Source organism: Micromonospora sp. AMSO31t, from assembly GCF_008868175.1.
GTDB lineage: Bacteria > Actinomycetota > Actinomycetes > Mycobacteriales > Micromonosporaceae > Micromonospora.
This window is the reverse complement of record NZ_WBKT01000029.1, coordinates 17340-36802: the sequence shown is the minus strand read 5'-3', so window position 1 is coordinate 36802 and position 19463 is coordinate 17340. Positions and strand designations below refer to the sequence as shown.

General features: G+C 72.7%; 18 protein-coding genes. 10 read left to right on the top strand and 8 right to left on the bottom strand.

All coding sequences use genetic code 11. The features are described 5' to 3' along the window. Nucleotides 1-58 precede the first annotated feature (58 nt). On the top strand, nt 59-319 hold the full coding sequence (secG, locus tag F8274_RS09805) for a preprotein translocase subunit SecG (RefSeq protein ID WP_151461972.1): 261 nt from the start codon (nt 59-61) through the stop codon (nt 317-319). Nucleotides 320-447: 128 nt separating this feature from the next. Further along, nucleotides 448-792, top strand: coding sequence for an RNA polymerase-binding protein RbpA (locus F8274_RS09800; protein ID WP_151461971.1), 345 nt, complete (start codon nt 448-450; stop codon nt 790-792). Nucleotides 793-837: 45 nt separating this feature from the next. On the opposite strand, the gene pgl is transcribed toward F8274_RS09800, so the two are convergent. The 6 genes from pgl to tkt all read right to left on the bottom strand — a co-directional run bounded on the left by pgl (nt 838) and on the right by tkt (nt 9362). Beyond that, complete coding sequence (gene pgl / locus F8274_RS09795) at nt 838-1608, bottom strand: 6-phosphogluconolactonase (protein ID WP_151461970.1); 771 nt, start codon at nt 1606-1608, stop codon at nt 838-840. A gap of 78 nt (nt 1609-1686) precedes the next feature. Further along, nucleotides 1687-2703 (bottom strand): glucose-6-phosphate dehydrogenase assembly protein OpcA, encoded by a 1017-nt coding sequence (locus F8274_RS09790; protein ID WP_151461969.1) that lies wholly within the window; start codon nt 2701-2703, stop codon nt 1687-1689. After that, nucleotides 2700-4310, bottom strand: a complete 1611-nt coding sequence (gene zwf / locus F8274_RS09785) for a glucose-6-phosphate dehydrogenase (protein WP_225853699.1) — start codon at nt 4308-4310, stop codon at nt 2700-2702. The genes F8274_RS09790 and zwf overlap by 4 nt, the downstream gene beginning before the upstream one ends. Before the next feature lie 2 nt (nt 4311-4312). Beyond that, nucleotides 4313-5953 (bottom strand): glucose-6-phosphate isomerase, encoded by a 1641-nt coding sequence (locus tag F8274_RS09780; protein WP_151461968.1) that lies wholly within the window; start codon nt 5951-5953, stop codon nt 4313-4315. Between the two features lie 75 nt (nt 5954-6028). Next, entirely contained in the window at nt 6029-7207 is a 1179-nt protein-coding gene (tal, locus tag F8274_RS09775) for a transaldolase (protein WP_151461967.1), read from the bottom strand. Between the two features lie 16 nt (nt 7208-7223). Continuing rightward, nucleotides 7224-9362: a transketolase gene (gene tkt / locus F8274_RS09770; RefSeq protein ID WP_151461966.1), complete on the bottom strand. Its 2139-nt coding sequence runs from the start codon at nt 9360-9362 to the stop codon at nt 7224-7226. Between the two features lie 265 nt (nt 9363-9627). On the opposite strand from tkt, the gene F8274_RS09765 reads away from it, so the two are divergent. From F8274_RS09765 to F8274_RS09755, 3 genes are all read left to right on the top strand, one after another. Beyond that, nucleotides 9628-10587 (top strand): heme o synthase, encoded by a 960-nt coding sequence (locus tag F8274_RS09765; protein WP_151461965.1) that lies wholly within the window; start codon nt 9628-9630, stop codon nt 10585-10587. Between the two features lie 251 nt (nt 10588-10838). Beyond that, nucleotides 10839-11171: a hypothetical protein gene (locus F8274_RS09760; protein WP_151461964.1), complete on the top strand. Its 333-nt coding sequence runs from the start codon at nt 10839-10841 to the stop codon at nt 11169-11171. Between the two features lie 6 nt (nt 11172-11177). Next, the gene (locus F8274_RS09755; RefSeq protein WP_151461963.1) at nt 11178-12098 is read left to right on the top strand and encodes a RimK family alpha-L-glutamate ligase; all 921 of its coding nucleotides are present in this window, start codon (nt 11178-11180) and stop codon (nt 12096-12098) included. A gap of 40 nt (nt 12099-12138) precedes the next feature. On the opposite strand, the gene F8274_RS09750 is transcribed toward F8274_RS09755, so the two are convergent. Further along, nucleotides 12139-13806, bottom strand: coding sequence for a right-handed parallel beta-helix repeat-containing protein (locus F8274_RS09750; RefSeq protein ID WP_151461962.1), 1668 nt, complete (start codon nt 13804-13806; stop codon nt 12139-12141). A 94-nt stretch (nt 13807-13900) separates the two neighbouring features. Beyond that, nucleotides 13901-14866: a heme A synthase gene (locus F8274_RS09745; RefSeq protein ID WP_192579768.1), complete on the bottom strand. Its 966-nt coding sequence runs from the start codon at nt 14864-14866 to the stop codon at nt 13901-13903. Nucleotides 14867-14964: 98 nt separating this feature from the next. On the opposite strand from F8274_RS09745, the gene F8274_RS09740 reads away from it, so the two are divergent. From F8274_RS09740 to sufC, 5 genes are read left to right on the top strand one after another with little or no spacing between them, the layout of a single operon-like run. After that, nucleotides 14965-15717, top strand: a complete 753-nt coding sequence (locus F8274_RS09740; protein ID WP_151461960.1) for a metalloregulator ArsR/SmtB family transcription factor — start codon at nt 14965-14967, stop codon at nt 15715-15717. Continuing rightward, a complete protein-coding gene (sufB, locus tag F8274_RS09735) occupies nt 15714-17144 on the top strand; it encodes a Fe-S cluster assembly protein SufB (RefSeq protein WP_151461959.1) in 1431 nt (476 codons plus the stop codon). The genes F8274_RS09740 and sufB overlap by 4 nt, the downstream gene beginning before the upstream one ends. 55 nt (nt 17145-17199) lie before the next feature. Further along, the gene (gene sufD, locus F8274_RS09730; protein WP_151461958.1) at nt 17200-18345 is read left to right on the top strand and encodes a Fe-S cluster assembly protein SufD; all 1146 of its coding nucleotides are present in this window, start codon (nt 17200-17202) and stop codon (nt 18343-18345) included. Further along, complete coding sequence (locus tag F8274_RS09725; protein WP_151461957.1) at nt 18345-18689, top strand: non-heme iron oxygenase ferredoxin subunit; 345 nt, start codon at nt 18345-18347, stop codon at nt 18687-18689. Before sufD ends, F8274_RS09725 begins: the two co-directional genes overlap by 1 nt. Then, entirely contained in the window at nt 18689-19462 is a 774-nt protein-coding gene (sufC, locus tag F8274_RS09720) for a Fe-S cluster assembly ATPase SufC (RefSeq protein ID WP_151461956.1), read from the top strand. The genes F8274_RS09725 and sufC overlap by 1 nt, the downstream gene beginning before the upstream one ends. Nucleotide 19463 lies beyond the last annotated feature (1 nt).

Sequence of the window (19463 nt, the reverse complement as noted above, 5' to 3'; positions counted from 1 at the left end):
GTGCCGCTGTGCCCGTCAGGACCGGGCAGTGATCGCAACGAGAGGATTGACCCCCGCCATGCCGATCTGGTTCGCCTACACGATGATCGTGTTGCTGGTCATCACGAGCATCCTGCTCACCCTGCTGATCCTCCTGCACCGCGGTAAGGGCGGCGGGTTGTCGAGCATGTTCGGCGGCGGCGTCAGCTCCAGCCTGGCCGGTTCCTCCGTGGCCGAGAAGAACCTCGACCGCTACACCGTTCTGGTGGGGATCATCTGGTTCGCGTGCATCGTCGGGATCGGGCTCTGGCTCCGGCTCCAGACGGGCAGCGGCGCCTGAGCGAGCGCTCCGAGTCGTACAATCTGCGCGCGGTCCGTGACGGACCGCGCGCAGATTGTTTCTCCGCGCGTCGCCCGCCGCCCACCCCCGTCAGCGGCGGTCCCCTCCGACGACAGGAGCGAGCAGCCGTGTCCAGTGGCAACGTCATCCGCGGCACCCGGATCGGGTCCGCCCCCGAGCGGTTCGAGCAGCGCATCGAGCCGGCGCCCCGCCGGCCGGTCACCTACTGGTGCGCGAACGACCACCGCGTCGAGTTCCTCATCGCCGCCGAGGCGGAGGCCCCGGAGACCTGGGACTGCCCGCGCTGCGGCGAGCCGGCCGGCCCCGACCGGGGCAACCCGCCCGGCCCGGCCCGGGCCGAGCCCTACAAGACCCACCTGGCGTACGTGCAGGAGCGGCGCACCCCGGAGCAGGGCGAGGCGTTGCTCGCCGAGGCCCTGGAGACGCTGCGCCGGCGGCGCGGCGGGGCCTGAGCACGCGGGAGCCCCGACCCGCCCGGGCCGGGGCTCCGCCGTCGTTCAGCGCAGGCTGCGCAGCCGGGGCGGCACGTTCGCCGCCGCGGAGCGGTCCAGCAGCCACAGGGTCCGGGACACCCCGCGCACCCCGGCCGCCGGCAGCTGCACCGGCCCGGCCCCGGCCAGGGCCATCCCGACCGCCCGGGCCTTGTCCGCCCCGGCGGCCACCAGCCAGACCTCCTCGGCCGTGTTGATCGTCGGGAGGGTCAGGGTGGTGCGCACCGGCGGCGGCTTGGGGCTGCCGCGTACGGCGCTGACCGGGCGGTTGTCGTGGTGCACCGGGTGCTCCGGGAAGACCGAGGCCACGTGCCCGTCCTCACCCACACCGAGCATCAGCACGTCGAAGTGGGGGAGGGCGGCGGTCCCCGGCCGGGCGGCCCGGGCCAGCTCCTGCGCGTACCCGGCGGCGGCCGCCTCCGGGTCGTTGCCGGCCGGCCCGTCGGAGGCCGGCATCGGGTGGATGCGCGTCGGGTCCAGCGGGACGACGTCCAGCAGCGCGGCCCGGGCCTGTGTCTCGTTGCGCTCCGGGTCGCCGGCCGGCAGGAACCGCTCGTCGCCCCACCAGACGTCGACCCGGGACCAGTCGACGGCGTCCCGGGCCGGCAGCTGCGCCACCGCCCGGTAGACCGCCGCGGCGATCCGCCCGCCGGTCAGCACCACCGACGCCTGGCCGCGCTCGGCCTGCGCGTCGAGCAGCTTCACCACCAGCCGGGCCGCCACCGCCTGCGCCAGCAGGTCCGGGTCGGCGTGTACGGCGACACTCGCCTCACTCATCCATCGTGCCTTCGTCCTCCGACCGCCCCACGGCGGTCACCTGTGCTGTCCGACCGCCGAGCGGCCCGTGCGGTGTGCTCACTCGCTGGCGGTCGCGCCGGCGTGCGCGGTGACCCCGGCCTCGGCCCGCTGGGCGGTCGCCGGATCCTTCCACACGTGCACCCGCTGGGCGGGCCGCTGGTCGAGTGCGGTGAGCCCGGCGGTCGCACCGAGCGCCTCGGCGTAGACCTGGTCGGCGTCGAGCCGGCGCAGCTCCTCGGCCAGCTCGTCGCCGAGCGGGCGGCGGACCAGCGGCAGCGTCCGGTCCTCCTGGCCGCTGCGCCGGAAGATGGCCACGTTCTCGTCGCGGGTCAGCATCAGCTCGTCGCCGTTGGCGCAGCGCAGCTGCACCTCGCGCATCCGGGGGAACTTGTCGGTGTGCTCCCACACCGGGTCGATGCCGAGCCGGGCGGTCAGCCAGCCGCGCATGAGCGCGGCCGTCGGGTCGGTGGGCGGCGCCACCACGGTCGCCTCGGTGACCCGGGCCTGCGTGGTGTCGAACGCCCCGGCCACGAGGGTGCGCCACGGGGTGATCCGGGTCCAGGCCAGGTCGGTGTCCCCCGGGGCGTAGTCCGCGGCCCGCTGCCGCAGCGCGGCGATCGGGTCGGCGGCCTGCGCCGCGTCGGTGATCCGCCGGTCGGCCACCACACCGAGGAAGTCGGTGGCGATCTCCTCCGGCGGCTCGCCGTGCCACCACGTCACCACCGGCACGTCCGGCACCAGCAGCGGCATCACCACCGACTCGGCGTGCAGCGCGAGCCGGCCGTACATCCGGGTCACCACCGCCTCGCACGGGCCGAGCCGGCCGCCGACGACGATCTCCGCGTCCAGCCGGTTGCGGTCCCGCTCGACGTCGGAGCGGACCACCACGAGCAGCCGGCACGGGTGGGCGGCGGCTGCGATGGTCGCGGCCGCCTCGGCCTCCCGGACGCGCTTCTCGTCGACCACGACGATCAGCGTGAGCGCCATGCCGCTGGCCACCCCGCCCGCGCTGCGCCGCTCGGCGGCGAGGGCCTTGACCACCTCGTTCCCGGTGGTGTCCCACAGCCCGATCATGCTCTCCTCCAGGACCGGCCCTCGCGGGCCAGCATCTCGTCGGCGGCCCGGGGGCCCCACTCGCCGGCCCGGTAGGGCTCCGGCTTGGTGCCGTCCCAGGCGTGCTCCAACGGGTCCACCACCTGCCAGCTCTGCTCCACCTCGGCGGCGTCCGGGAACAGCGTCCGATCACCGATGAGCACGTCCAGCACCAGCCGCTCGTACGCCTCGGGGCTGGACTCGGTGAACGCCTCGCCGTACTGGAAGTCCATCGCGATGTCGCGGACCTCCATGGTCGTGCCCGGCACCTTGGAGCCGAACTTCAGCACCACGCCCTCGTCGGGCTGGACCCGGATGACGAGCTGGTTGGGGCCGAGCGACTCCATGTCGGCCTGGTTGAACGGCAGGTGCGGCGCCGTCTTGAACACGATGGCCACCTCGGTGACCCGCCGGGGCAGCCGCTTGCCGGCCCGGATGTAGAACGGCACCCCGGCCCAGCGCCGGTTCTGGATGCCCAGCTTCACGGCCACGTACGTCTCGGTGGTGGACTCCGCCGGGACGCCCTCCTCGTCGAGGTAGCCGACGGCGCGTTCGCCGCCCACCCAGCCGGGCAGGTACTGACCGCGGACGGTGTCGCGGGAGACGTCCTTCGGCACCGTGATGGCCTTGAGCACCTTGAGCTTCTCGGTGCGGATCTCGTCGGCGTCGAAGCTGGTCGGCTCCTCCATGGCCACCAGGGCGAGCAGCTGGAGCAGGTGGTTCTGGAGCACGTCGCGGGCGGTGCCGACCGAGTCGTAGAACGCGGCCCGGGTGCCGATGCCGACGTCCTCGGCCATGGTGATCTGCACCGAGTCGACGTACTTGGAGTTCCACAGCGGCTCGAACAGGTTGTTGGCGAAGCGCAGCGCCAGGATGTTCTGGACCGTCTCCTTGCCCAGGTAGTGGTCGATCCGGAAGACGTCCTGGCTGGTGAAGACGTCGTCGACCAGGTCGTTGAGCGCCTTCGCCGAGGGCAGGTCGTTGCCGAACGGCTTCTCCACGACCACCCGGCGCCAGCCGCCGGACTTGGCGTTGTCGGCCATGCCGGTGCGGGCGAGCTGCTTGAGCACCACGGGGAACGCCGCCGGAGGGATGGAGAAGTAGAAGGCGGCGTTGCCGGGGATGCCGTGGGTGTCGCGCAGCTCGTCGAGGGTCGCGGCGAGCTGGTCGAAGGCGGCGTCGTCGTCGAACGAGCCGCCGACGAACTTGATGTTGCCGGCGAGCCGGGCCCAGACCTCCTCCCGCCACGGGGTGCGGGCGTGCTTCTTGGCCGCCTCGTGGGCCAGCCCCTCGAAGTCGCCGTCGCCCCAGTCGCGCCGGGCGAAGCCCAGGACCACGAAGCCGGGCGGCAGCAGCCCCCGGTTCGCCAGGTCGTAGACCGCCGGCAGCAGCTTCTTGCGGGCCAGGTCGCCGGTCACCCCGAAGATCACCAGAGCGCACGGCTCCGGGATCCGCGGCAGCCGGCGGTCCTGAGGATCGCGCAGCGGGTTCCCTGTGCTGTCCTCGGTTCGCGACTGCGGGGCTCGCAGGACCGGCTCACTCCTCGCGCTCACGGTGCCTCCTCGCTCCGCCGATGTCACGTCGTTCATCGTCACGTCAGTGTCCGTCCGGCCGCGTCCAGTAGCTGGGCGACGCCCGCCGCCCGCTCGGTCAGGTGCAGGCGCAGCACCGGCCGCCCGCGACCGGCGAGGGCCCGCCGGTCGCCGGCGGCCTGGGCCGCCTGAAGGTCTCCGAAGGTGTACGGGCGGCCGGGCACCGGCAGGTCGCCGGTGACCGCGCCGGTCAGCTGGAGGTGGCTGCCGGCCCGTGGGCCGCCCTTGTGGTACTGCCCCGTCGAGTGGAGACACCGCGGCCCCCACCCGAAGGTGACCGGGCGCGCCGTGGCCCGCGCCAGCAGCGGGCGCAGGCCCGCCACCGCCGCGTCGCCCCACCGGTCGAGGTAGGCGGTCACCGCCAGGTAGCCGTCGTCGCCCAGCCCGGCGAGCAGCCAGCGCAGCGCGCCGGCCAGGTCGGCGGGGGCGCCGGCCGGGGCGTACACCTCGATGGCGCCCTCGGTGGCCGACGGCGACTCCGCCGGTGGACCGTCGGCGAGCAGCCGTGCCGTGTGCTCCTTGCTCTCGGCGACGTCCGGCTGGCCGAACGGGTCGACGTCGAGCACGGCGGCGGCGAGCGCGGTGGCGTACTCCCAGGTGAGGAACTGGGCGCCCAGCGGACCGTTGACCGCCACGTCGGCCGGGCCGGGCGCGGCCCCCGGGCCGAGGGCGCCGCCGTAGCCCACGGTCAGCACGTCCGGGCCGGTGGCGCCCGGGGCGTCCGGGGCCTCCACCACGACCGGGAGGATGCCCCGGCCGGCCTTGCCGGTCGACCCGGCGAGCAGTTGCTCGGCCCAGTCGCCCAGCCCGTCGAGCCCGGTGCCGTCGGACACCAGCGCGACGGTGTCCCGGCCGGTGGTGGCCGCCGCGGCGAGCGCCGCCCCGAGGGCCAGGCCCGGGTTGTCCCGGTGCCGGTCGAGCGCACCGGCGAGGGCCTCGGCGTCGTCCAGCAGGTCGGCGACCGGCGCCCCGGCCAGCGCCGCGGGGACCAGCCCGAACGCGGTGAGCGCGGAGTGCCGGCCGCCCACCTCCGGGTCGGACTGGATGACCACCACGCCCAGCTCGTCGGCGAGTCCCTCCAGCGGGGAACCGGGGTCGGTGACGACCACGAAGTGCCGGGCGGTCTCGGCCTCGGTCAGGCCGGCGTCGAGGAACGCCTGCCAGTACGCCCGCCGGATGCTGTCGGTCTCCACCGTGGCGCCGGACTCGCCGGCGACCACCACCACGGTGCGGTCCAGCCGGTCGGCCAGGGCCGCGCGGACCTCGCCGGGATCGGTGCCGTCGAGCACGGTCAGCGGCCGGCCGAGGGTCCGGGCGATCACCTCCGGGGCGAGCGAGGAGCCGCCCGTCCCGGCCAGCACCACGTGGTCCAGGTCGGCCAGCTCCTCGGTCAGCTCGGCGAGCTGGGGGAGCAGCTCCCGGGCGCGGGCGTGGGTGTCCAGCCAGCCCAGCCGCGTCCGGGCCGTCGCCTCGGCGGCCGGCCCCCAGAGGGTCGGGTCCTTGGCGGCGAGCCGGGCGGGGAGGTCCGCGGCGACCAGCGCGGCCCGCACGGACGCGGGCGCGGACCCGTCGACCGCGTCCGCGCCGTGCACGGCCAGCCCGGCGGCGATGTCCGCCCGGCCGGCCAGCAGGTCGCTCACCTCACCACCCCGTCCTCGTGGCGTGGCGCGTCCCGGGGCTCGTTACCGGTCCCGGGACGCGACCGGCGCCGTCCGTCACGCGTTGCCCCCGGCCTTCTCGGCCGCCTTCGCGTTGCCCTTGGCGGCCCGGTTCGGCTGGCCGATGCCCTTGGCCGCCTCGGCGAGGGACTTCTTGACCCCGTCGAGCAGCTCCAGCCAGCTCGTCTCGAACTTCTCCACGCCCTCCCGCTCCAGGGTGGCGATCACGTCGGCCATGTCCACGCCGGCCGCCTCCAGGTCGGTGAAGACCTTGCGGGCCGCGTCGTACGCGCCGGTGACCGTGTCGCCGCGGGTCTCCCCGTGGTCGGCGTAGGCGTGGATGACCGCCTCCGGCATGGTGTTGACCGTGCCGGGGGCGATCAGCTCCTCGACGTAGATGACGTCCCGGTAGTCGGGGTTCTTGGTCGAGGTGGAGGCCCACAGCGGGCGCTGCGGGTGGGCGCCCGCGTCGGCGAGCTTCTTCCACCGGTCGGAGCCGAAGACCTCGGCGTAGCGCTCGTACGCCAGCTGGGCGTTGGCGACGGCGGCCTTGCCGCGCAGCGCCTTGGCCTCGTCGGAACCGATCTTCTCCAGCCGCTTGTCCACCTCGGTGTCGACCCGGGAGACGAAGAACGAGGCGACCGACCCGATCTTCGACAGGTCGTGGCCGTTCGCCTTCGCCTGCTCCAGACCGGCCAGGAACGCCTCCATGACCTGCGAGTACCGGTCCAGGCCGAAGATCAGCGTGACGTTCACGCTGATCCCCTCGGCCAGGGTCGCGGTGATCGCCGGCAGGCCCGCCTCGGTGGCCGGGATCTTGATGAACAGGTTCGGCCGGTCGACCAGCCACCAGAGCGCCTTGGCCTCGGCGACGGTCCGGTCGGACTCGTGGGCCAGCCGCGGGTCGACCTCGATCGACACCCGGCCGTCCACCCCGGCGCTCTTGTCGTAGGAGGGGCGCATCACGTCGCAGGCCCACCGCACGTCGTACGTGGTGAGCATGCGGACCGCCTCCTCGACCTCGATGCCGCGGATGGCGAGGTCGCGCAGCTGCCAGTTGTACTCGTCGGCGTCGCTGAGTGCCTTCGCGAAGATCGTCGGGTTGGTGGTCACCCCGGCCACGTGCTGCTCCCGGCGGAGCTTGTCCAGCCCACCGGAGCTCAGTCGTACCCGGGAAAGATCGTCGAGCCAGATCGCCACACCGGCGGCCTGGAGCTCGCTCAGCCTGTCCGTCATGCTGTCCACGCTCCCCTCAGTTGCCGGTCGTGAAACCGGTGATGTCGCCCACCCGGGTCAGCGCCGCGTGCGCGGCGGCCACGATCCGGTCGGGGGTGAACCCGAACTGCTCGAAGAGCACGGTGTGCGGCGCGCTCGCCCCGTAGTGCTCCAGGCTCACGCACTCGCCGCTGTCCCCGACGATCGCCCGCCAGGACATGGCGATGCCCGCCTCCACGCTCACCCGTGCCTTTACCCCGCGCGGGAGCACCGACTCCCGGTAGGCCTCGTCCTGCGCGAAGAACCACTCCTGGCAGGGCATCGAGACGACCCGGGTGGGGGTGCCGTCGGCCTCCAGCCGCTCCCGGGCGGTGAGGCAGAGCTGCACCTCGGAGCCGGTGCCCACGATGATCACCTGCGGCTGCCCGTTGGACGCCTCGGCCAGCACGTAGCCGCCCTTCGCGGTGCCCTCGGCGCCGGCCAGCTCGGTGCGGTCGACCGTCGGCAGCGCCTGCCGGCTGAGCGCCAGCGCGGTGGGCCGGTCGGTGTGCTCCAGGGCCTGCCGCCACGCCCAGGCGGTCTCGTTGGCGTCGGCCGGGCGGACCACGTCGAGGCCGGGGATGGCCCGCAGCGCGGTCAGGTGCTCCACCGGCTGGTGGGTCGGGCCGTCCTCGCCGAGGCCGATCGAGTCGTGCGTCCAGACGTAGGTCACCGGCAGCTTCATGAGCGCGGCGAGCCGCACCGAGGGGCGCATGTAGTCGCTGAACACCAGGAACGTGCCGCCGTACGGGCGGGTGCCGCCGTGCAGGGCGATGCCGTTGAGGATCGCGCCCATGGCGTGCTCGCGGATGCCGAAGTGCAGGGTGCGGCCGTACTCGTCGCCGGGGAAGTCCTTGGTGGCGTGCTCGGCCGGGACGAAGGACGGCTCGCCCTTCATGGTGGTGTTGTTGCTCTCCGCCAGGTCGGCGGAGCCGCCCCACAGCTCGGGCAGCACCGGGGCGAGGGCCTCCAGGACCTTGCCGGAGGCGGCCCGGGTGGCCACGCCCTTGGCGTCGGCCGGGAAGGTGGGCAGCGCGTCGGCCCAGCCCTGCGGGAGCGTCCGGGTGGACATCCGCTCCCAGAGCGCCCGGCGCTCCGGGTTGGCCTCGGCCCAGGCGTCGAACGCGGTGGTCCACGCGGCCTGCGCCTCGGCGCCCCGGTCCAGCACCTGGCGGGCGTGCTTGAGCACCTCCTCGTCGATCTCGAAGGTGCGCTCCGGGTCGAAGCCGAGGATCCGCTTGGTGGCCTTCACCTCGTCGGCGCCCAGCGCCGAGCCGTGGATCTTGCCGGTGTTCTGCTTGTTGGGCGCGGGCCAGCCGATGATGGTGCGCAGCGCGATGAAGGAGGGCCGACCGGTCTCCGCCTTCGCGGCCAGCAGCGCCTCGTGGAGGGCCTCGACGTCCTCGTGGTAGTCGCCCTGGTCGGCGTCGCCGCGGCGCCAGTCGACCGTCTGGACGTGCCAGCCGTACGCCTCGTAGCGGGCGGCCACGTCCTCGCTCTTGGCGATCCGGGTGTCGTCCTCGATCGAGATCTCGTTGTCGTCGTAGATCACGCAGAGGTTGCCGAGCTGCTGGTGGCCGGCGAGGGCGCTCGCCTCGTGGCTGATGCCCTCCTCGATGTCACCGTCCGAGGCGATGCACCAGATGTCGTGGCGGAACGGGGAGTCGGCCCGATCCGGTTCGGGGTCGAACAGGCCGCGCTCGCGGCGGGCCGCCATGGCCATGCCGACCGCGTTGCCGAGGCCCTGGCCGAGCGGGCCGGTGGTGGTCTCGACGCCCGGGGTGTGGCCGTGCTCGGGGTGGCCCGGGGTGAGCGACCCCCACTGCCGCAGCGCCTTCAGGTCGTCCAGGGCCAGCGGGTAGCCGGAGAGGAAGAGCTGGATGTAGAGGGTCAGGCTGGAGTGCCCGGCGGACAGCACGAACCGGTCCCGGCCGGGCCAGTTCGGGTCGGCCGGGTTGTGCCGCATGACCCGGTTGAAGAGCAGGTACGCCGCGGGGGCGAGGCTCATGGCCGTGCCCGGGTGGCCGTTGCCGGATTTCTCCACGGCGTCCATGGCCAGCACGCGGACCGTGTCGACGGCCCTGCGGTCGAGGTCGGACCAGTTGAGAGCGGGAAGCTCGGGTCGGTTGGCAGCCACGATGGTTGTGCTCCTCGGCAGATGGGCGGAACCCTCACTGATGACCCTATCGAGCGGCCCTAAACGTCCGCCCGGGGATCTCTGCATGCTGGTCTGTACGTCTCCGACCGGATCAGCCGTTCAACCCGGGATGTGACGGCCCGCACCGTTGCCGGGTCTGCGGGGCAGCCAAAACGACGCCGCGTAGTGTGTGGGGCGGTGTGTGGGCCCGGAGGGGTCCGAGCCGACCCCGACCTCCCCCGCCGAAGCCGGAAGGTGGCAATCCGTGAGCATGATCACCGAGCGCCCCGTCAGCGACTCTGCCGGGCAGCCGCCGGTGGGCACGGTGACGGAGGCGCCGGCGACCGGCCGGCGGGACGTGCGGGCCGTGGTGGCCGCGTACGTGGCGCTCACCAAGCCGCGGATCGTCGAGTTGCTGCTGGTCACCACCGTGCCGGCGATGATGCTGGCCGACGGCGGCATGCCGGCGCTCTGGCTGGTGGCCGTGGTGCTGGTCGGCGGCTCGCTCGCCGCGGGCGCGGCCAGCGTGCTCAACTGCTACATCGACCGCGACATCGACCAGTTGATGCGGCGCACCAAGCGCCGGCCGCTGCCCGCGCACACCGTGTCCCCGCGCAACGCGCTGATCTTCGGCCTGGTGCTCGCGGTGATCTCGGTCGCGCTGATGGCCGCCGCCACCAACTGGCTGGCCGCCGGGCTGACCCTCGCGGCGATCGCCTACTACGACCTGGTCTACACGCTCTGGCTGAAGCGCACCACGGCCGCCAACACCTTCTGGGGCGGCGCCTGCGGGGCGGCGCCGGTGCTGATCGGCTGGGCCGCGGTCACCGGCTCCCTGGCGCCGGCCGCCTGGGGCCTGTTCGCGGTGGTCTTCTTCTGGCAGATGCCGCACTTCTACGCCCTGGCGATCAAGTACAAGGCGGACTACGCGCGGGCCGGCATCCCCATGCTGCCGGTGGTGGCCTCGGTCCGCCGGGTCAACGCGGAGATCATCCTCTTCTCCTGGCTGACCTTGCTCTCCTCGCTGGCCGTCTGGCCGCTCGGGATGAGCCCGATCTACGGCGTCACGGCGCTGGTGGTCGGCGGGATCTTCGTCGTCGAGGCACACAAGCTCTGCCGGCGCGCGGCGCGCGGCGAGGCGGTCAAGCCCATGCGGCTCTTCCACTGGTCCACCACCTACCTCACCATCCTGTTCGCGGCCGTCGCCCTCGACGCCCTGCTCTAGTCCCGTTTCCGGTGCTCACCGGAGTGGATGGGTTCCCCGTGTCGCGGATTTCATCAGAAATTTTTTCGGCCTGAGCCGGACGGGCTCAACCCGGACAGAGCGGGGCGATCTCCCTCGCCCGTTTTGGGCGGGCATAGGCGACATAGCCGGTCGAATTACCTGTGGTCTTCCTTAAACGAGTAGGTAATTGGCATCACATTCAGTTCATCGTTCTCGCACATCCGAGTGGATGTCTGCTTAGGCTTCGCGTCATGGCAGATGGTTCCGATACGACGCTGACGGCTGACAAGACCGCCGAGCAGGCCCCCAACGGCCTGGTCGCGGGCATCAAGTCGTTCGCCGCCGGACACGGCGGAGCGAAGGCGGTCATCGAGTACGTCGGCAAGCGCGGCGCACGGATCGTCCTCGTGGGTTCCGACGGGGCGTGGGCCGACCAGTTCGCCGACGGCACCGACGTCGCGCGGCAGGCCTGCGCCAAGGCAGGAGTGACCGTCGAGAACGCCTGGGAGCGTGAGCTGATGGACCAGATGCGTCCGAGCAACGACCTCTGGCGGTCGATGGCCCGGCGCACGATGGCCCGTTGACATAAATTGACCAACCACCACCAGTCGACCCGGGGGAAACCCCGGGTCGCTCTCGTCACCTGCACCGCCCTTCCCGACCTCGACCCGGACGACCGGCTCGTGCTCGCCCCGCTCGCTGCCCGCGGCGTCGCCGCCGAGGCGGTCGTCTGGGACGACCCGTCCGTGGACTGGTCCCGCTACGACCTGGCCGTGCTCCGCTCGCCCTGGGACTACGCGCTGCGCCGCGACGAGTTCGTCGCCTGGGCGCGCACGGTGCCCGCCCTGGTCAACCCGGCCGACGTGGTCGCCTGGAACACCGACAAGCGCTACCTGGCCGAGCTGTCCGCGGCCGGCGTGCCCACCGTGCCGACCGCCTGGGTCGAGCCCGGGGCGGACTGGGCGCCGCCGGCCGACGCCGGGGAGTACGTGATCAAGCCGGCGGTCAGCGCCGGCAGCCAGGACACCGGCCGGTACGACCTGGCCGACCCGGAGCACCGGGAGCTGGCCGTGGCCCACGTGCGGCGGCTCTCCGCCGCCGGGCGGGTCGCCATGGTCCAGCCGTACCTGACGGCCGTGGACACCGCCGGGGAGACGGCGCTGCTCTTCCTGGCCGGGCCGGACGGCCTGGCGTTCAGCCACGCGATCCGCAAGGGGCCGATGCTGACCGGCCCCGACCGCGGTGTGGCCGAGCTGTACCGGGAGGAGCGGATCGAGGCCCGGACGGCCACCCCGGAGCAGCTGGACACGGCCGAGAAGACCCTGGCCGTCGTGCCCGGTGGCACCGAGCGGCTGCTCTACGCCCGGGTGGACCTCATCCCCGGCCCGGACACCTCGCCCGTCCTGGTCGAGCTGGAGCTGACCGAGCCGAGCCTGTTCGTCGGCCACGCCGACGGCGCCCCGGACCGGCTCGCGGCGGCGATCGCCACCCACCTGGCCCGGCGGGCCTGACGTCGCGCCCCGGCCCGCACCGCGCGGGCCGGGGCAGGCGTCACTCCTCGTCGCAGTGGTTGCGTTCCCAGCGGCCGCCGATGGGCGGGGTGTCCAGCCGGATCGCCGCCTCGTTCCCGGTGACGTCGTTGTCCGCCACCCGGCAGGACACGCAACTGCCCGCCTCGGTGATCCACAGCCCGTAGGTCTGGGTGTGCTCGTCGCGGTGCCAGATCCGGTTGCCCCGCACGGTGGCCGAGTCGAACGGGGCGTTGATGGCGATCCCGGCGCGCTCCGCCGGGCCGGCGGGCAGCTCGTATGGCGTCCCGGGCGCCGGGGTGGCCTCGTTCCAGCCGGTGGCCCCGTCGGGCCGCACCTCGGCCAGGGACAGTTCGTTGCCGGTGTTGTCGGCCACCACCGCGGTCCGCGAGTCGACCCGCAGGACCTTGCCCCGGTGCCCGCCGGGCGGCCAGTCCGCCGTCCCGTCGGTGACCCGGCGCAGGGCGTAGCGCACGGTGGCACCGGAACCGTGGCACGCGGGCGCGGACCGGCGCCCGTTGTCCCGGATCCGGTTGTCCACCACCGCGGCGTCGGTCATCGGCCGGTCGATCCGGATCCCGTCCAACGCGTTGTCCCAGATGTGGTTCGCCTGGATCACCACGTCCTCCGCGGCGCCCCGGTACCCGTGGCCCAGGTCGTGCTCGTGGTAGCCGTAGCCGCCGTTGCGGCTGATCCGGTTGCCCCGGATCACGTACGGACCGGGGGTGTTGCCCATGCTGATCCCGTCGCCGACGTTGCGGTCGATCACGCAGTCGGTCAGCAGCCCGCCGCGGCCGGCGATCCCGGCGGTGCCGTTGGCCGAGACGTCGAAGCCCGCCTCCAGGTTGTTCGTCAGCGTGCAGGCCGAGACGATCAGCCCGTCGGCCCCCCAGTCGGAGATGCCGAACCGGTTCGCCTGGCTGTGGCAACCGACGATGCGGAAGCCGCGCGGCGGCGCCCAGTAGTCCTTCTGCAGCTCCAGGAAGATCCCGTTGGTCCCGTTGCCCAGGGTGGTGCAGTTGGCGATGGTGAGCCGCTCCACGTCGCCCCAGCCGCCGATGCCGACGCCGATGCCCGCGCCGCCCATCTGCTCGCCGTTGTCCAGCCGTCCGCAGCCGACCACGACCACCCCGTCGATGAGGCTGTCCTGGAGGAAGTCGCAGCCCAGCCCGGTCGCGCCGGTGTGGTGGATGTAGAGGTTCCGGAAGACACCGCGCACCACGTACTGGAGGCCGAGGCCCTTGGCCAGGTAGTTGTACTGGGTCATGCCGACACCGGAGCCGTCGATCTCGAAGTCGGCGAAGGAGCAGTCGGCGATGTGCCGGTCCCGGTCCGCGCCGTGCTGCACCGTGGTCCAGAACGCCAGCGGGACGGGATCGTTCCGGTTGCCCTCGTTGCTGAGCAGGAAGCGGGTCGCGGCCGGCCCCGCGCCGATCAGCGACACGCCGCTGCGCCAGACGGTGCCGGCGTCCCGGATCGAGTAGATGCCCGGCGGGCAGTGGATGACCCGCGCCCGGCCGTCGGCGGCGTACCCGTCACCGAGCCGGTCCACCAGGGCGGCCAGCGCCGGCTGGTCGTTGGTCACGCCGTCGCCGGTGAGCCCGAAGTCGAGGGCGTCGCACCACAGCGGCGCGCCGGCCACCGGCGTCAGCCGCTGCGGGACGGTCGTGGACAGGCCCTTGCGCGACACCGGCGGCTCCCCTCGGGCGGACGATCCGTGGCGGACCGCTTTCCCGTTGCCGGCCGGGGGTAACGCCGGGGGAGCGCGCCTCAGGCGGCGGGGCTCAGGCGGCGGTGGTGACCGGCTGACCGGCCGGCGCGGCGGCGACCGGAGCCGGCGGGGCCGGATGCCGCTCCCGGGTGGCCCAGAGCACGCCCAGGGTCGCCAGCAGCACCAGGCAGGAGCCGAGCATGTGCGCGGCGACCAGCGCGGCGGGCAGGTGGGTGAAGTACTGCACGAAGCCGATCAGGCCCTGGCCCAGCTCGACCGCGACCAGGATCCCGGCGGCCCGGGCCGCCCGGGTGGCGCCCACCGCGCGGAACGCGAAGAGCAGCGCCACCGAGAGGCCGACCAGCAGGAACACGCCGTCGGCGTGCACCTGGGAGATCGCCTCCGGGTCCAGGCCGTTGCGGGCCGCGCCCTGGTCGCCCGCGTGGGGCCCGCTGCCGGTCACCCAGGTGCCGACCACCAGCACGGCCGCGCTCACCACGGTGGTGAGCAGGGCGAGGGTACGCAGCGGCGCCGGCACGGTCGGGGTCACCGGCCCGTCCGGCTCGGTGGTGCGCTTCCAGAGCGCGTACGCGGCGCCGATCACCACCATCGAGGCGAGGAAGTGCAGGCCGACCACCCACGGGTTGAGGTTGGTGAGCACGGTGAAGCCGCCGATCACGGCCTGGGCGGGGATGCCGAACAGCACGCCGATCGCCAGCGGCAGCAGCCCGCGCCGGCGGGGGCGTTGTGCGAGCACGCCCAGCACCACGGCCAGTGCGATGATCCCCACCACGAAGGTGAGCAGCCGGTTGCCGAACTCGATCACCCCGTTGATGCCCATCTCCGGGGTGGTGGTGTACGACTCGTCGGTGCACCGGGGCCAGGTCGGGCAGCCGAGCCCGGAGCGGGTGAGCCGGACCCCCCCGCCGGTGACCACGATCGCCACGTTCGCGATGATCGAGGTGTACGCGAGGCGGCGCAGCAGCGTGGGGGACACCGGAAACCGGACGGAAGCCTTCACGGGGGGAATCCTACGCACCGTAGTGGAACCCGATCGGGTGACTCCGCCACACCGGTGGTCGGGATCACCGGACCCCGGGTTTGCGGGCCTCCGGCGAATTACGTAACGTTGCTGTTGTGAAAAACGCGGCGGCCCTCCCCGGGCACGAGTCGGCGACCGTCCCGGTCGCCGGTGCTGCCGCGTCCACCGACCTCTCCACCCGTGACCGGGTCACCCAGCTGCTGCTGGAGCGGGGCTCGACCACCGCGGCCCAGCTCGGCTCGGCGCTCGGGCTCAGCCCGGCCGCGATCCGCCGGCACCTCGACGCCATGCTGGCCGACGGCGACGTGGAGGCCCGCGAGCAGGTCGTGCGGGGCAGCCGGGGCCGCGGCCGGCCGGCCAAGGTCTTCGTGCTCACCGAGGCGGCCCGGGTCCGCTGCGGCACCCACCACTACGACAACATCGCCACCGCCGCCCTGCGCTGGATCGCCCGCACGGGCGGCTCGCGGGCCGTCGAGGCGTTCGCCGCCGAGCAGGTGACCGCGCTGGAGGAGCGCTGCCGCGCGGCCATGGAGGACGCCGGCGACGAACCGCTCGCCCGGGCGGAGGCGCTCGCCGGGGCGCTGACCGCCGAGGGCTACGCTGCCAACGCGTCCACGATCGCCTCCGGCGGCCAGCTGTGCCAGCACCACTGCCCGGTGGCGCACGTGGCCGCCGAGTTCCCCCAGCTGTGCGAGGCCGAGACCGCGGTGATCTCCCGTCTGGTCGGCACCCACGTGCAGCGCCTGGCCACCATCGCGCACGGCGACGGGGTGTGCACCACGCACATCCCCACCCAGCCGCGTGCCCAGTCCGGTAACACCGTCACCACTGTGAGGACAGATAGATGACCGAGCAGATCGTCCAGCCCCTGACCCAGGAGGAGCAGCTCGCCGCCCTCGGTCGCTACGAGTACGGCTGGGCCGACCCCGACGTCGCGGGGGCGTCCGCCCAGCGCGGCCTCAACGAGGCGGTGGTGCGGGACATCTCGGCCAAGAAGAACGAGCCGGCCTGGATGCTCGACCTGCGCCTCAAGGGCCTGCGGCTGTTCGGCCGCAAGCCGATGCCAGCGTGGGGCGCGGACCTCACCGGGATCGACTTCGACAACATCAAGTACTTCGTGCGGTCCACCGAGAAGCAGGCCACCAGCTGGGAGGACCTGCCCGAGGACATCAAGAACACCTACGACCGGCTGGGCATCCCCGAGGCGGAGAAGCAGCGGCTGGTCGCCGGCGTCGCGGCGCAGTACGAGTCCGAGGTCGTCTACCACAAGATCCGTGAGGACCTCGAGGAGCAGGGTGTCGTCTTCCTGGACACCGACACCGCGCTGCGCGAGCACGAGGACATCTTCAAGGAGTACTTCGGCACGGTGATCCCGGTCGGCGACAACAAGTTCGCCGCGCTGAACACCTCCGTCTGGTCCGGTGGCTCGTTCATCTACGTGCCGAAGGGCGTGCACGTGGAGATCCCGCTGCAGGCCTACTTCCGGATCAACACGGAGAACATGGGCCAGTTCGAGCGGACGCTGATCATCGTCGACGAGGGTGCGTACGTGCACTACGTCGAGGGCTGCACCGCGCCGCTCTACTCCTCGGACTCGCTGCACAGCGCGGTCGTGGAGATCATCGTCAAGAAGAACGCCCGGTGCCGTTACACGACCATCCAGAACTGGTCGAACAACGTCTACAACCTGGTGACCAAGCGCGCCGTCTGTCACGAGGGCGCGACCATGGAGTGGGTCGACGGCAACATCGGCTCCAAGGTCACCATGAAGTACCCGGCGGTCTACATGACCGGCGAGCACGCCAAGGGCGAGGTGCTCTCGGTGGCCATGGCCGGCGAGGGCCAGCACCAGGACGCGGGCGCCAAGATGGTGCACGCCGCGCCGCACACCTCCTCGACCATCGTGTCGAAGTCGATCGCCCGGGGCGGCGGCCGCACCTCCTACCGGGGTCTGGTGCAGGTGCTGGAGGGCTCGCACAGCAGCCGGAGCACGGTCAAGTGCGACGCCCTGCTGGTCGACACCATCTCCCGCTCCGACACCTACCCCTATGTCGACATCCGCGAGGACGACGTGTCGATGGGGCACGAGGCGACCGTCTCCAAGATCAGCGATGACCAGCTCTTCTACCTGATGAGTCGGGGCCTGAGCGAGGACGAGGCGATGGCCATGATCGTGCGCGGCTTCATCGAGCCGATCGCCAAGGAGCTCCCGATGGAGTACGCCCTGGAGCTCAACCGCCTGATCGAGCTCCAGATGGAGGGTGCGGTCGGCTGACGCCGCCCCGCCCGCCCCGCACCAGACCGTCGTCGCAGAACAGACCAAGGACGAGATGACTACCCAGGCTTCCGCGCCGCCCACGACCAAGTCGCAGGCGCTCCGCTCGTACGACGTCGCCGACTTCCCGGCCCTCACCGGCCTGGAGGAGGAGTGGCGCTTCACCCCGCTCAAGCGCCTGCGCGGCCTGGCTGCTGGCGAGGCGCAGGCCGCGACCGGCACGGTCCGCCACGAGCACGGCGACCTGCCCGAGGGCGTCACCGTCGGCCGGATCGGCAAGGACGACCCGCGGGTGGGCAGCGTGCTCACCCCGGTCGACCGGATCAGCGCGCTGGCGTACGGCGGGGTCGACGAGGCGCTGCTGGTGCAGGTCGCCCGGGACGCCGTGGTGGAGGCGCCGGTGAGCCTGCGGGTGGTCGGCGGGGGCGCCGACGCGCTCGCGCTGGGCCACACCTTCGTCGAGGTGGGCCGGTTCGCCGAGGTGACCCTGGTGCTGGAGCACGTCGGGTCGGCCACCCTGGCCGACAACGTCGAGGTGGCGGTGGGCGACGGCGCGAAGCTCACCCTGGTCACCGTCGCCGACTGGGCCGACGACGCGGTGCAGGCGCAGCACCTCAAGGTCAGGCTGGGCCGCGACGCCAAGGTGATCCACGTCCAGGTGAGCCTCGGCGGCGACCTGGTCCGGCAGTACACCTCGGTGGAGTACACGCAGCGCGGCGGCGAGGCCGAGCTGTACGGCGTCTACTTCGCCGACTCGGGCCAGCACCTGGAGCACCGGCAGCTGGTCGACCACACCGTGCCGGACTGCCGCAGCTACGTGGGCTACCGGGGCGCCCTGCAGGGCGCGAGCGCGCACACCGTCTGGGTCGGTGACGTGCTGATCCGGGCCGAGGCGACCGGCACCGACACGTACGAGATCAACCGGAACCTGCTGCTCACCGACGGCGCGCGGGCGGACTCGGTGCCCAACCTGGAGATCGAGACCGGCGAGATCGCCGGCGCCGGGCACGCCAGCGCGACCGGCCGCTTCGACGACGAGCAGCTCTTCTACCTGATGGCCCGGGGCATTCCGGAGGGCGAGGCCCGCCGCCTGGTGGTCCGCGGCTTCTTCGCCGAGCTGATCAACAAGATCCCGGTCGAGGAGCTGCGCGAGCGGCTCGGCGACGCCATCGAGGCCCGCCTCACCAAGGCCGGCGCCTGATGATCAGGATCTGCTCGACCGAGGACGTGCCCAAGGGCACCGCGATCAGCGCCGACGTCGACGGCACGCAGATCGCGATCGTGCACGGCGAGGACGACGCGTTCTACGCCGTGTACGACGAGTGCTCGCACGCCGCCGTGGCCCTCTCCGAGGGCGAGGTCGACGGGTGCACGCTGGAATGCTGGCTGCACGGATCCCGTTTCGACCTACGGACCGGCGAGCCCACCGGGCTGCCCGCCACCGAACCCGTTCCCGTCTATCCCGTCGAAGTCCGCGACGGCGACATCTTCCTTCCTGTGGGCGACGACGGCCGCCCGATGCCGAGCAATGGAGTGACCCGCTGATGAGCACCCTGGAGATCCGCGACCTGAAGGTGTCGGTCAAGCTGCCCGAGGGTGAGCTCAAGCCGATCCTGGCCGGCGTCGACCTGACCGTGCGGTCGGGTGAGACCCACGCGATCATGGGCCCGAACGGCTCTGGCAAGTCGACCCTGGCGTACTCGATCGCCGGCCACCCCAAGTACGAGATCACCGGCGGTTCGGTGACCCTCGACGGCGAGGACGTGCTGGCCATGTCCGTCGACGAGCGGGCCCGCGCCGGCCTCTTCCTGGCCATGCAGTACCCGGTCGAGGTCCCTGGCGTCTCGGTGGCCAACTTCCTGCGCACCGCCAAGACCGCCATCGACGGCGAGGCGCCGAAGCTGCGCACCTGGGCCGGCGAGCTGCGCGGCGCCATGGAGAAGCTCCAGATGGACCCGGCGTTCGCCCAGCGCAACGTCAACGAGGGCTTCTCCGGCGGTGAGAAGAAGCGGCACGAGATCGTGCAGCTGGAGCTGCTCAAGCCGAAGATCGCCATCCTCGACGAGACCGACTCCGGTCTCGACGTGGACGCGCTGCGCGTGGTCAGCGAGGGCGTCAACCGGGTGCGCGACACCGGCGACACGGGCCTGCTGCTGATCACCCACTACACGCGGATCCTGCGCTACATCAAGCCCGACTTCGTGCACGTCTTCGTGGCCGGCCGGATCGTCGAGCAGGGCGGCCCGGAGCTGGCCGACAAGCTCGAGGAAGAGGGCTACGAGCGGTACGTCGCCGGGGCCGGCTCGGCGCGGGCCTGAG

Coding starts and splice junctions, on each gene's coding strand:
- sufC (WP_151461956.1), top strand. CDS start 18,689: ATGAGCACCCTGGAGATCCGCGACCTGAAGGTGTCGGTCAAGCTGCCC.
- sufD (WP_151461958.1), top strand. CDS start 17,200: ATGACTACCCAGGCTTCCGCGCCGCCCACGACCAAGTCGCAGGCGCTC.
- secG (WP_151461972.1), top strand. CDS start 59: ATGCCGATCTGGTTCGCCTACACGATGATCGTGTTGCTGGTCATCACG.
- F8274_RS09790 (WP_151461969.1), bottom strand. CDS start 2,703: ATGATCGGGCTGTGGGACACCACCGGGAACGAGGTGGTCAAGGCCCTC.
- F8274_RS09725 (WP_151461957.1), top strand. CDS start 18,345: ATGATCAGGATCTGCTCGACCGAGGACGTGCCCAAGGGCACCGCGATC.
- pgl (WP_151461970.1), bottom strand. CDS start 1,608: ATGAGTGAGGCGAGTGTCGCCGTACACGCCGACCCGGACCTGCTGGCG.
- tal (WP_151461967.1), bottom strand. CDS start 7,207: ATGACGGACAGGCTGAGCGAGCTCCAGGCCGCCGGTGTGGCGATCTGG.
- sufB (WP_151461959.1), top strand. CDS start 15,714: ATGACCGAGCAGATCGTCCAGCCCCTGACCCAGGAGGAGCAGCTCGCC.
- F8274_RS09760 (WP_151461964.1), top strand. CDS start 10,839: ATGGCAGATGGTTCCGATACGACGCTGACGGCTGACAAGACCGCCGAG.
- zwf (WP_225853699.1), bottom strand. CDS start 4,310: ATGAACGACGTGACATCGGCGGAGCGAGGAGGCACCGTGAGCGCGAGG.